Below are 13699 nucleotides of genomic sequence, written 5' to 3'. Positions count from 1 at the left end.
CTCTTCAAGGTCTTCGAATACAACGGAAGTGGCACAGAGACCTTTTACCTAGTCGGCAACGACACCAACGGAAACCCACCCTATGAGGCCAGCCAAGCTACCTTGGGTACGCCTACGGTTCAATCGAGCAACGCTTTTATAAGCAGTAGAAGCACTTCAAGCATCAATATTTCGTGGACTAAAGGGAACGGTTCCAACAGACTTTTAATTGGTCGACAAGATGGCCCTGTTTCTGTAGAACCAGAAGATTTATCAAATTATAATGCAAATTCCGGAGGTTTCTATAATGGTTTTTATGAAATTAACGGTTCAGGCAATTATGTGCTTTACGCAGGTACAGGTACAAACGTTAACATAACCAATTTACAATCAGCTCAAAACTATCACTTTGCATTGTTTGAGTTTAATGGCAGTAATGCGAAACTTTATTTAAGGCCTGGTTATAAATTTGCTTTAGAAACCTTCGGAGACCGACCAACGGTACAGGTTTCAAATGCCCAGTTCGCAAATATAGATTTAAATTCATTTGATGTAAGCTTTACCCCAGGTGACGGAACACGTAGACTTGTTATAGCTCGAGAAGGCAGTGCCGTTAATACTGCACCAGCCGATTTTACCACATACAATGCCAGTGCAACATTTGGCAACGGCGATGAATTGGGCAGTGGTAACTTTGTTGTTTTCAACGACTTTGGAGACAATTTTACCCTTTCAGGTTTAAACCCTTCAACCATCTACTATTTTTCATTTTATGAATACGCCATCAATGAAAATGGAGAACTTTATTTAGCCCCCGGTTATACGGCCCAACAAAATACCACATTTAATTATGATGTGGGCATATCGGCAATCACTTCACCAGATTCAAGTTGCGATTTAAATTCAAGCGAAAGTATTACAGTTGAAATCACAAATTATGGAGACCCTACAATAAACAGCCTAGATGTGGCCTATAGCATTAATGGAGGTGCTGCAATCATTGAAACGGTAAATAACATTAATCTTCTATCGGGCAATAGCACAACCTATACTTTTACCCAAACGACCGATTTTTCTTCTGAAGAAACCTATAACATTAACGCCTACTCCATAATTGGCAATGATATTGACAACACAAACGACGACAATTCAAAAAGCATAACCCATTTTGCCCAACCAATTACTTCAATATCAGGGGATGTTACCATTTGTTCGGGAGAAACAACTGTGTTAACAGCTTCGGGAGGAAACTCATATCTTTGGAGTACTGGAGAGACAACTTCAGAAATATCCGTAACGCCGTCCACAACCACAATCTATTCGGTAGATATATCGAATACGGATGGCTGTACCAATACGGAAGAAGTAATCGTTACAGTCACAACGCTTCCCACAGTATCTTTAAATTTACCTTTTGAAAGTTTAAATATTGACGACTCCGTAGTTACGCTCGATATGGGCACACCAACAGGGGGAACTTATTATTTCAATACGAGCCCTGAAACCACAATTACCAGTATTGACCCCACAGCATTATCGCCGGGAACATATACTTTGATTTATGAATATCAAGAAAATAATTGTTCGGAAACGGCCGAAGACAGCTTCACAATCATTGACAACACGGTTATTGTTACAGCACCAAGTCTGGATGATTTATGTGAAAAAGCGAGTGATTTTTCATTGCCAGATGGTAGCCCAACGGGAGGCGTTTGGTCTGGTGAGTATGTTCAGGCCAATGTTTTCCATACATCACTCGCCCCGCCTGGAATATATACCTTGACCTATACCATACCAGATCAAAACGGAGACATTTCGGATACTACTACCATTGAAGTATTGGAAACCGAGGAAACCTTTACCGAAGTGACTATTTGTGCGGGTCAAAGCTATGAGTTTGTTGGACAAACCCTAACGGCCGCAGGAACCTACACTTATCAAGATGGAACTTCTGCAAATGGATGCCCTATTTTAAGAACAATAACCATTAATATTTCAGATCCAGGGGAAAGTCCTGTAATCCAGTCAAGTGCAGGCAATATGCTATGCGTAAATGCACAAACAACACTTTCTACGCAGTACAATATTCCCTTAAAATGGAAAAGAATCTACGATGGAGAGTTTTATGATATGGGTACTTCAACAGAAATTACCACAGAATTGCCCGGGCAATACGAAGCTAAATTGATAAACAATTTGGGATGTGAAGCGGTTTCAGCGTTGTTTGAATTAATCATTGTAGAAAAACCAACCATACAAACCTCTTCGGTTACTACTATTTGTATTGGTGAAACTATAGAACTTACAATTGATAATTCAGATGAGCAGGTTTGGTCCAATGGCTCAACATTGAGTACGATTACCGTAGCACCAAGTTCTGATACCGATTATACTGTTACCGGCAGCTACAATAATGGATGCGCTTTTTCTGACTCAGTTTCCATTAAAGTTATTCCATCAGAACCACCAGTAGAAGTTTCCAACATGTTACCGAGCAATGCTTCTGTTAATTTGCGCCAGCCCGTTCAATTATCTTGGAGTCCTGGAGCAAACAGTGTTCTATACGATATTTATGTTTGGCCAAGCAATGAAGCCAAAAGCGAAACACCTGTTAAATCAAATGTTGAAGAAATAATCTATGCGGTAAGAAATTTAGAACCCGCATTAGAATACTCATGGCAAGTAGTGGCCAAGAATTCATGTTTTGAAACACCTGGACCAATACAAACCTTTACCCCATCTGGAACCCCAGATCTTACTTTAGAAAATGTATCTATGCCTACTGAGGCCGTAGGAGGAGGATCTATTACTGTTTCATGGGAGGTAACAAATATTGGAAATGGTAGCACCAATAATACCATTTGGAAAGACCGTTTATACCTCTCGCCCGATTTGGATTTACGTCGTGGTGATGATACCCTGTTGGGAGAATTCACAAGTGTATCTTCTCTTAACCCAGGAGAATCTTACACTAATGTACAGCAAGTAGACATTCCCTTAAATCATGTAGGTTCATATTACCTGTTTATAATAACCGACAATGTAGATGGTTATTGTAGAACAGAAAATGGAGTTTGCATAGACGACAGAAAATCCCATGGTGCAGACCTAATAGAAATTGACGAACAAAACAATCTATTTTATCAAAAGCTGTTTATTGCTATTCCTCCAGCACCAGATTTGAGCGTGGTTAATATTGGTGCTCCAACAGATGCCTTTTCCGGTGACAAAATAACGATTCAGTACTCGGCTGAAAATATAGGTGAAAGAACCGCCATAGGTGGCTTTTGGTGGAAACCTCCATACGTAGCTTTAGATATAGGTTTTGCTCCTTCTTCTGGAGGAAGCTCAGGAGGGTATGGCGGAAGTTCATCCATTTCATTCTCACCCATCCCACAAAACACAGATTACGACCCATGTGTTTTTGAGCGCCATTGGAGAGATGCCATTTATTTATCTGAATATCCCACATTTTCTTTTGCGACAGCAAAAAAACTAAAAGATTACCGAGCTTCATTAGGAAATAGTCCTGGCGGTACCTGCGTAACCAATGATTATGTAGAAGTCAATGATAGTTATAACTATTCGCAGGAGGTTGAAATTCCAGAAAACATATTTGGTGAATATTATATTTACGTTATAAGTAACTTCATGGGTATGTACGAGCCTATATATTCCAATAACATTCTTAGGAGTGAATTTATTAATATTGTACTTACACCGCCAGCTGACTTGGCCTTAACCTCGATAAACACACCAAGTGAGGCAACTGCCAATCAAGATTTAACTGTATCTTGGACTGTTGAAAACCAAGGTTTTAATCCTCCTTTAAAAAATTCGTGGATAGACGAAGTATTCATTTCAACCGAACCAACATTCAATAAAGATGAAGCGATATCACTTGGCAATAATTCATTTCTTCAAAATGCCGAAGTTTTTATTGCTGGCAAGAGCATAACCGGTGATTTTGAAAACGGTATGTCTTACACCGTTAACAAAGATTTTAAACTTCCAGAAAAAACAGAAGGCAATCATTACGTCTATATTATTACAGACGTAAAAGATAATATATTTGAGTTTGAAACCAGCGCTAACGACACCATTAGAAGCGGCCTTATTAATATTAATTTAGATAACCGCCCAGATTTAGTACCAGTTTCTATTTCCTACCCAGAAACCATAACTCGCACTCAGCCTTTTAATTTAAAATATAGAGTTAAAAACTTGGGTGCCAAAGACTCTGGTTCTCGTAGCGATAGAGTTTTTTGGTCTGAAAATGCAGAGTGGAACCCTAGTACTGCCAAAGAAATCAATACAAAAAACATAGTTACAGCAATCAATGTAAACCAAACCGTTGAATATACCAGAACATGCACTTTACCTAGCTCTGTTCCTGATAATATTTATTTTTTCATTTACGTAGATGCTTATGACAATGTATTTGAATTAGACGAACTTAACAATAAAATTAGTAATGCATCTCTTGGCATTAACTCTCCAACTATTATTAACCCACCTGAGGCAGACCCTATCGATATAGACATCGCTCTTACCAATATTGGTGCACAAGGCATGGTCGATTCAGGAGAAGAAATTCCAATAAATTGGACGGTTGAGAACTTTGGAACCACAGATATCTCATCATCATTTATTACTCGAATTTATTTAAGTTTTGATACCCAACTTAGTGCAGACGATTTTTATCTTGGGCAACGGTCTATCTCTAAATTAGCTGGAGGTGGCAGTATTACGCAAAATGCAACTTTTAAAATCCCCAATGGTATTGAAGGCGATTTCAATATTATAATTTGGGTTGATTTTGATAATCGTTATGATGAAGATAAAAATAGAATCAACAATCAATTATATAAACCAATTCAACTCATATTGCCACCCCATGCCGATTTGGTTATTACAGATTTTAGTGCTCCAGAAACTTTAGTTAACGGGCAAAGTTTCACTATAAGTTATACGGTACAAAACCAAGGCCTAGGTGTAACTAAAAGCGAATGGTACGATAAATTTTATCTCGGTTTTCTTCCCAATGCCGTATCACAAACCAACGGCGTTGGAGGTACTTTAAAAGAAATTGTTCTGGCTCCAGGTGAATCTGTTACAACAGAAGTCACACTTAAGGTTCCTAATAACGCTTCTGGCAATTATTATTTGATAGGGAAGACCGATTCTTCAAATATGATTTATGAAGGTTTTGAAAATGGTGAGTATAACAATGAAATATCTCAACTAGTTCTAGTAGAAATTCAAGACCCTTCTGATCTAAAAATTGATTCTATAAATACAGATACCCAAGCCACTTTAGGCGATTCATTTGACTCTCAATTAGTCGTAAATAATGTTGGAGATAATACTGCTGTAGGAAACCTAGCAAATGCCTTTTATTTATCTACCCAAGCCGAATATAATGGTGCCTTGGCTTCCTTAATTGCATCTGATGATTTTTCAATCACTCTAGCTCCAGGAGAAACCAGAACCTTTGACCTTTCGGGAAATGTAAGGGGTTTATTTCCTGGCAACTATTATGGTATAGGGCGGACTAATATCCTATCTTCAATAAACGAGAACAATTTTACCAACAATAGTTTAGCTACTAATGAAACCATAGCCTTAGACGTTAGAAGTTTACCTTTAAACACACTAACCACAAAAAATTTAGAAAATCAAAATTGGTTGTATTATAAAATTTCGGTTGAAGAAGGTAAAGATTTAATAATTAACATAGAATCTACCAGAGACCTAGGGAACAACAATGCCTATATATCCCATGAAACCATACCTACCCCAAACAGTTTTGAATTTCAAGGTATCTACAAAAACTCGACAAACCAGCGCGTTTTGGTACCCAATACAAAAGCTGGAGACTATTATTTACTTATTAGCACAGAACTATCAGCATTACAGACTTTAAGCATCAATGCAGAACTATTAGATTTCAGTTTAATTTCTGTTTCCCCAAATACAGTTGGAGACGGTAAGGTTAGCACTTCAATTACTGGTGCTGGCTTTAGAGCAGGTATGGTGGCCCGTTTATTAAATAACGGCGCCACAATTAATAATTCACTAGCTGTAAACTTGCTAAGCAGCATGGAGGCCGAAATTTCATGGGACTTAACAGACGTCCCTTTAAATACCTATGACCTAGAAATTGAAAACCCAGATAGTTCATCAATTATTCTGAATCAAGCTATAACAGTAGAACAAAGTACAGGCTATACTAATTTAATCTATGACTTACTATCTCCAGATGTGTTAAGGAGAGGACGCAGTGCCTTTTTTGAATTCGTTATTAGAAATGACAATAATGTTGACACTCCTGCGGTTTTAGCAGAATTAGCCATGTTGGATAATGTAGATATTTTAGATATCAGTGTCAGCGGAAAACTCAAAAAAAATTCTGTTACTGATATTTACGGTCGACTTCAAGATATGCCAGACTACAAATCAAATGAAGGTTATCAACTTATTCCGTTTACTGCCAGAGATTTTAAACCTGGTGAAGTTATGACGGCTAGTGTGCATATTGCTAATTTTTCTGGCAATACCTTCCCTCTTAGAGCGAGAGTAATAGGCGGAAACGAAGAAACGATACTTTTTAATGCATTGGAAAACATTGAAGCCACTCGGCAACTTGCACTAGAAACACCAGGTTTTATGAGCGATAGCAGAGATGTAGTGGAAGACAAGATAGCTTTTTCCAAAATGATGCTTAACAACTACGTGGAGTATGGATTTTTGAAGCCTAGTGATACACTACTTGTAGATTTTGAATGTGAAAATTGTCAAAACGAAATAACTTTAAACCAAAACACTTATACCCCTGGTATTCAAGGCCCTGATGTGTTAAGAGCATCAAATGCAACATTTGGCCCTGGAGCAAACTATAACTGGGAAATCAATAAATATAATGGAGATGCAGGTGCAAATTTAGGTCATGACATTATCAGTTTGTCAGGCAAGCTAAATATTGAATCTACTTCAGAAAACCCTTTTACTATTAATATTAAAAGTTTAGACTACAGCAATTCACCAACGTATTTAGCTGGTTGGTATCCTGCTGTTGATAAATGTTGGACTATTTTAAAGGCCTCCGATGGTATTGTAGGGTTTGATGTTTCAAAGTTTTTCATTAATACAGAAGGCTTCACATCTTATAACTACACCTACAACGGAACATTTTCAATTGAAAAAATCAACGATAATGAATTGGCCATTTGCTTTACAGCCTACAAACCCGGTTTAGGTGAAGATGGTGTACCAGGTGCGCCTGGTGGTATTGGCGAAGATGGCTCTCCTGGTGGCCCTGGTGGCCCTGGAAATCAATATATTAGTCCGGGCAAAGGGGGGGCTGGAGGACCAGGTGGACCTGGCTATGGCCCTATTGCTCCAGGAAACCAAGGTCCAAATGGTCCTGATGGTTGTCTTTATGGTGTGGATTGTGCATGTCCCGATAATGGTAATTGTACTGAAGTTTGTAATGGTATTGATGATGATGGTGATGGTATAATTCCTCTCGTTGAACAAGATTTAGATGGTGACGGGTTTTCTATATGCCAAGGAGATTGTAACGATTATGATAGTACTATTTACCCTGGTGCTGTAGAAATTGAAGATGGTAAGGATAATAATTGTGATGGTATAATTCCCTTAAATGAAATAGACAATGACAAAGATGGTTATACCGAATATGAAGGTGATTGCAATGATGCAGATAGAGCCATCAATCCATCTATGGAAGAAATATGTTTTGATGGAAAAGATAATGATTGCGATGGCCAAATTGATGAAGATTGCGACGCATGTACTGAAATTGATAATGATGGAGATGGCTATACTGAATGTGAAGGCGACTGCAACGATAATAACAGTTTGATTCACCCTGGCAATGAAATTTGTGACGATGGCATAGATAATAATTGTAATGGACTTATTGATGAAGGTTGTGATGATGACCCTTACCCAGACCCATTTCCAGATTGTCCTTTTGGTGAAAATTGCGACCCTAAACCGGTCGATTGTTCTAGTGGTAGCGTTCTAGGTGCGCCTCCTGGCACACCTTGCCCAAAACCAGAGCCTGAAAAAGACCCTGATTTTGATGATGATGATGAACCTTACAATCCTAATAATCCGAATGAGCCCAACAATCCTAATGATCCGAATGAGCCCAATAACCCCAATAATCCTGATAGTCCACCTGGCCCTGGTGGTGACTGCTCTGCTACAGGTGGAGGAGGAGATGGCACGCCAAGTTGGTGCGATGTTGCTTTTGTTGCTGTAGATTGTGGTTTATCTGCTGGAGGGTGTCTTTCTAGTTTAGTTTTTTGTGCCACTGGAGCAGGATGTGTAATACCAGTTATTGTCTGTAGTGCAGGAGGTTTAAGTTGCGCTTTATCATTAAATAATCTAAACGACAAAAGTGAAGCTGCCTCTACTGCTTCAGAATTTGGTTGTATAGGTAATGCAGCAGCAGATGTTTTATCGGGTGGATCAGGTGTTACAGGTTTAGCACTTTGTTATGGTCAACAATATTTCTGCAAACCAGTAGTAGCCTCCTGTGATCCAAACGAAATTATTGGTCCTGAAGGCTTTGGTCCCGAGAAATTTGTTTCGAATACAGAAACCTTAAACTACACCATTAATTTTGAAAACGATCCTGATTTTGCCACAGCTCCAGCCCAAAGGGTAGTTATTAGGCAAAAGCTTGGCAGTAATTTCAATCCCGCTAGTTTTAGGTTACAAGGTTTTGGATTTGGAAAATATACTTTTGATGTACCAGAGGGCTTATCAAGTTATAGTACCCGCCTCAATCTTTCTAGCGAAATTGGTATGGATGTAAATGTTTCTATTGGTATAGATGTTGTGAATTCTGAATTATTCTGGAGTTTCCAATCCATCGACCCTGAAACGGGGCTACCGCCATACGAAGCACTAAAAGGTTTCCTTCCTATAAATGACGATAATGGTGCCGGCGAAGGTTTTGTTAACTATTCAATAAAAGCCAAAAGCACAACGGTTACAGGAGATGAATTAAATGCATCTGCAAACATCTTTTTCGATATTAATGAGCCCATTGGAACTAATGAAGCTATAAATATTATTGATGCTGAACCACCAATTATTGATGCTATTACAGATAGTAATTTGGAGTTTGAAACAATCCAAAGCTTCAAGTTAGACGCTAGCGATGATTTGGGTGGAAGCGGTATTTTGGGCTATGAAGTTTATCTTTCCGAAGATGGTGGAGAATATCGCAAAATTTCAGATGTTTTAAACATTGAAGATAAATTCACTTTTGAAGGGGAACCGGATAAGGCCTATTGTTTGGCTCCTGTAGTCATTGATAATGTCAACAATAAAAGTGAAATAGATTCTGGTATAGCCATTTGTTATTCAACGCCTTCCGAAAATGATGTTACTGTTCAATATCATAGTTTAACCACCGAACAAACGGGTAATGGTTCTGTTGTAATTTCACCGAACAACAATTATTTTGAAGAAGGAGTTTCAGTAAATGTTGAGGCTGTAGCAGACAATGGATGGGTATTTGACAGATGGGAAATCGATTTAACGAGCAGCATTAATGCGGAAACTATTTTAATGGATAGCGATAAAACCGTTAGGGCCATTTTTGTTCAAGAATCCTATACTCTGGTAACAAACACTCAAGGAAATGGAACTATTACCGTGAATCCTGTTAGCGGCCCGTATCTTTCAGGCACATCTGTAGATGTTAGTGCCATTCCAGACTCTAACTGGAGTTTTAATGGATGGGAAGGCGATTTAGGAAGTTTTAACAACGATGAAACCCTTTTAATGGACTCCAATAAATCAATTACCGCCATATTTACTGAAGGCTTAATACTAAGAACACAGGTGGTTAACGCTACTTGTTCTGAATCTTCAGATGGAGCCATTGAACTTGAGGTATTGGGTGGAACTGCACCTTATACGTTTGATTGGGACAACGATGGCATTGCACCTGGCGACACAGAACCAGACCCTCAAAATTTGACGAATGTGGGCAATGGAACATATCAGGTTATTGTAACTGACTTTAATGGCTTAACTGCCAACATTAGTGCTGATATTGGATTGGAAGACACTGTTTTCCCTTCAATAAATTCAATTGGTGACCAAATTGAGCCTTTAAATTCAGCATGCAAAGTTATTGTTCAAGATTACAGCGTACTAGCTGGAATAAATGACAATTGCCAAGGCAATTTGCAAATTGTGCAAATTCCTGCAGCAGGCACTGAGATTACGGCAACTACCAATGCTATTTTATCGGTAACTGATGTGTCCAATAATAAATCTTCAATTTCATTTAAAATTATACCTGAAGATACTACGGCGCCGTCAATAGACCCAATCGCGAATCAAGTTCTAAATAGAAATGAAAATTGCACGGTATATCTTCCTGACTATAAGTCGTTGGCTCAAGTGAGCGATAATTGCACTAGTTCCATTCAAATATCACAAATACCGGCGTCAAGCACAGTGATTTCTGAAAACACGGATGTGACCATTACTGCAACCGATAACCAAGGAAACCAATCGAGTACAACATTTACTGTTGAAATTGTCGGGGAATTACAGGTTTATTATTATGATGCTGATGGTGACGGCTATGGTATTGACAACGTTCTGACCAACAAAACGCTATGCCAAATGCCTAGTGACAATTATTCAACTGTTGCAGGCGATTGTGATGACACAGACCCACTAATAAATCCGGAAACAACAGAACCTTGCGGACCTTTAAGCACAGAAGAAAACCTGATATCTGATTTCAAACTTTACCCTAACCCTGTTAAAGAAAAGTTGACCATTAAGTTTTCCAACAATGTTGTATATAAAACCACCTTGACCATTTTTGATGCTTTAGGAAGAGAAATATCAACCACCGAGGTTATCAATAAATCTGAAGTTACTTTAGAGCTTAATGATAGCTATCAAGATGGCGTATACTTTGTAAAACTGAGCAATAATGAAAAAACTGGAACTAAAAGATTTGTAGTTTTGAGGTAATAGAACAGATAGATAAGAGCAATTTTGTTAGGCAGGCTTTGTATAGGTCTGCCTTAATTGTTTAATTCTTCAATAACCAATCTTAACTCGCCAAAAGAATACTTATCATCAAGTTGATGCTTCAAATCGGATAAATTTTCGAAGGATATTTGAGGAATGATAGTTTTTAATTCGTTGTAATGAGTTGTTGACATTAAATCTGTAATTTTCACCTTTCCTAAAGGTATAAAACTCGCCAAATGTCCAAATACGGTATTTTCGTTAAGTGCTCGTATATTGGCTATTTGTTGAATTGTTTTACCTTCCTTAAACAAAGCTAATGACTCTTTATTTGTATCACCCCGCTTTCGCTTTGGATGGGGCTCATCAAAAATTTCAGCATCACCAGATGTTTCAATACCTTCTTCATCACAATATTCTTTAATGACCTTTAAAATGGCAAGACCATATTTTTCAACTCGAGATTTTCCCATACCGTTAACCTTTAGTAATTCACTTCTAGTTGTTGGCAAGGTTTCACACATTTCATAAAGTGACTTTTGGGTAAATATCTGATAGTGGATCAAATCCTTTTCTTGGGCAATTGTATTTCGAAGTATTCTCAACTTTTCGAACAAGTCAATATTACTAGTGCCTTCAACAACAGTTTTACGTTGTTTATTCGGTTTCTCTTTGCTTTCAAAAACCGATTTGGCTCTTAAATCCAAAAATTGCTCAGTATGAAAACCGCTTTTCAAACCATTGAAATAAATCATCTTTACAGCCAAAAGTTCTTCAAAATCGTCCAAATGTTTTGTTAGTTCACTTCCAATGGTTTGATTGTCTGTAGTAAATGAAAAAGTCTTTAATGGTTGAACAAGATGGGTATCTGTTTCTGATTTAAAATATTCAATGGCTTTTTTAAAACGTTCTTGAATTAATAAACTCTGTTCAGCCAATCCTTCCGTTTCCGAAAGCGTTCTCAATTGAGAATTAAAACCATTGGCTACCTTTAAAAAATTGGTAAGGGATTCTTTAATAGAAAGAAAAGTTTCTTCAAGAGGGCCTTCAATTATGGTTCTATTTTTATAATAAACATCCAAAATTCGCTTTACGGGATGCAAAATGGCATAAAAATCAAACACATCGGCAATCAAATCTAATTGAAACTCTTTTTGTGACTTTTCTAAAACCTTTTCATCGGGGACGTTCTGTTCAGCATGCTCATTAAAGGTTGCAATATTACTATTATTAATAATCTGATTGGTGTGAATTTTACTTTTAAGCACCAAACCTTCCAACGATTTGCATCTACTGAAAGCAACGTAGGTTTGTCCGTGGGCAAATGCACCTTCTGCATCAATAATAGCTTTTTCAAAGGTTAATCCTTGACTTTTATGAATGGTAATCGACCAAGCTAACCTCAATGGCATTTGCGTGTATGAACCTATTTTTTCTTCCGTAATTGCTTTGGTTTCAACATCAACGGAATAATTAATATTCTCCCAAATTTCTGGAGTGACAATGATATTATAATCATCTTCTGGGCAATGCACCACTACTTCATCAGCGTCCAAGTGTTTAATTCTCCCTATTTTCCCATTAAAATATCGCTTTTCGGGGCTACTGTCATTTTTAATGAACATAACCTGCGCACCAACCTTTAATTCTAAAAGCTCCTTATTTGGATAAGCATACTCAGGGAATTTACCGTCAACTTCGGCAGAATAGGTAAAAGTTTTAGATTTCAATTTTGCTAATTCAGCTCTATTGGTAGCTTCAGCTTTGTTATTATGTGTTGTTAGAGAAATATACCCATCATCAGATTTTGGTGTAAAATCTGGAATAAAACGCTTATTTAGTTCTTGAGTTTCAGCTTCATCCAACTGATTATTTCTAATAGCGTTGAGTATTTTAATGAACTTGGGGTTTTCTTGCCTGTAAATATGCTTTAATTCAATGGTAATTGCAGCGCATTGCTGAAAGGCATGACTACTAAAAAAGAAACCGTTTTTGTAAACATGCTTTAACAAATCCCATTCATGTTCCTTAATTACTGGAGATAGCTGTTGTAAATCGCCAATCATGAGCACTTGAACACCTCCAAAAACTTTGTTCCTATTCCTAAACCGACGAAGTGTTCTATCAATACCATCAAGTAAATCGGCTCGAACCATACTAATTTCATCAATCACCAAAAGGTCCATCGATTTAATGATGTTTATCTTAGTTTTATTGAACTTTCTGTTAAAATTTGTTGAAGTGTTTAAATCAGTATCGGGCAAAATAGGGCCAAAAGGCATTTGAAAAAAGGAATGTATGGTGACACCCTTTGCATTAATAGCTGCCACTCCCGTAGGAGCCACTAGAACCAACCGTTTAGAACTTTGCATACGTAAACGATGCAAAAACGTGGTTTTGCCAGTGCCAGCTTTACCTGTTAAAAAAATTGAGCGATTTGTTTTATTTACAAACGACCAAGCTAATTCTAATTCCTTATTCTCCATTATAAGTTAATGAAAAACAAACATAGTAGTTATTTTTTAATATTAACTATGGAAATACTTAGGAAGGTTAAGATTTATGAATGCTGTTCTAAAAGAAACCTTGAATAAAGAGCAAAAAAAAGCCCTTCATGTTTCCATGAAGGGCTTCCAAGAAAGGCAACGACCTACTCTCCCACAAATGCAGTACCATC

The 13699-nt window shown here is 37.6% G+C and carries 2 protein-coding genes; one reads left to right on the top strand and one right to left on the bottom strand.

Features of this window, described 5'->3' with window-relative positions; all coding sequences use genetic code 11:
* Positions 1-102: 102 nt before the first annotated feature.
* Positions 103-11022: a CARDB domain-containing protein gene (locus WJN01_RS15005; protein ID WP_445197977.1), complete on the top strand. Its 10920-nt coding sequence runs from the start codon at positions 103-105 to the stop codon at positions 11020-11022.
* A 53-nt stretch (positions 11023-11075) separates the two neighbouring features.
* Here the strand turns inward: WJN01_RS15005 and WJN01_RS15000 are convergent, their stop codons facing one another.
* Positions 11076-13508 carry a helix-turn-helix domain-containing protein gene (locus WJN01_RS15000; protein WP_445197976.1) on the bottom strand — a complete coding sequence of 811 codons (2433 nt, stop codon included), beginning with the start codon at positions 13506-13508 and terminating at the stop codon, positions 11076-11078.
* Positions 13509-13699: the final 191 nt, after the last annotated feature.

Source organism: Tamlana sedimenti (assembly GCF_038148895.1).
Lineage (GTDB): Bacteria > Bacteroidota > Bacteroidia > Flavobacteriales > Flavobacteriaceae > Tamlana.
The sequence above is the reverse complement of the archived record's forward strand: the minus strand, read 5'-3'. Positions and strand labels throughout refer to the sequence as shown.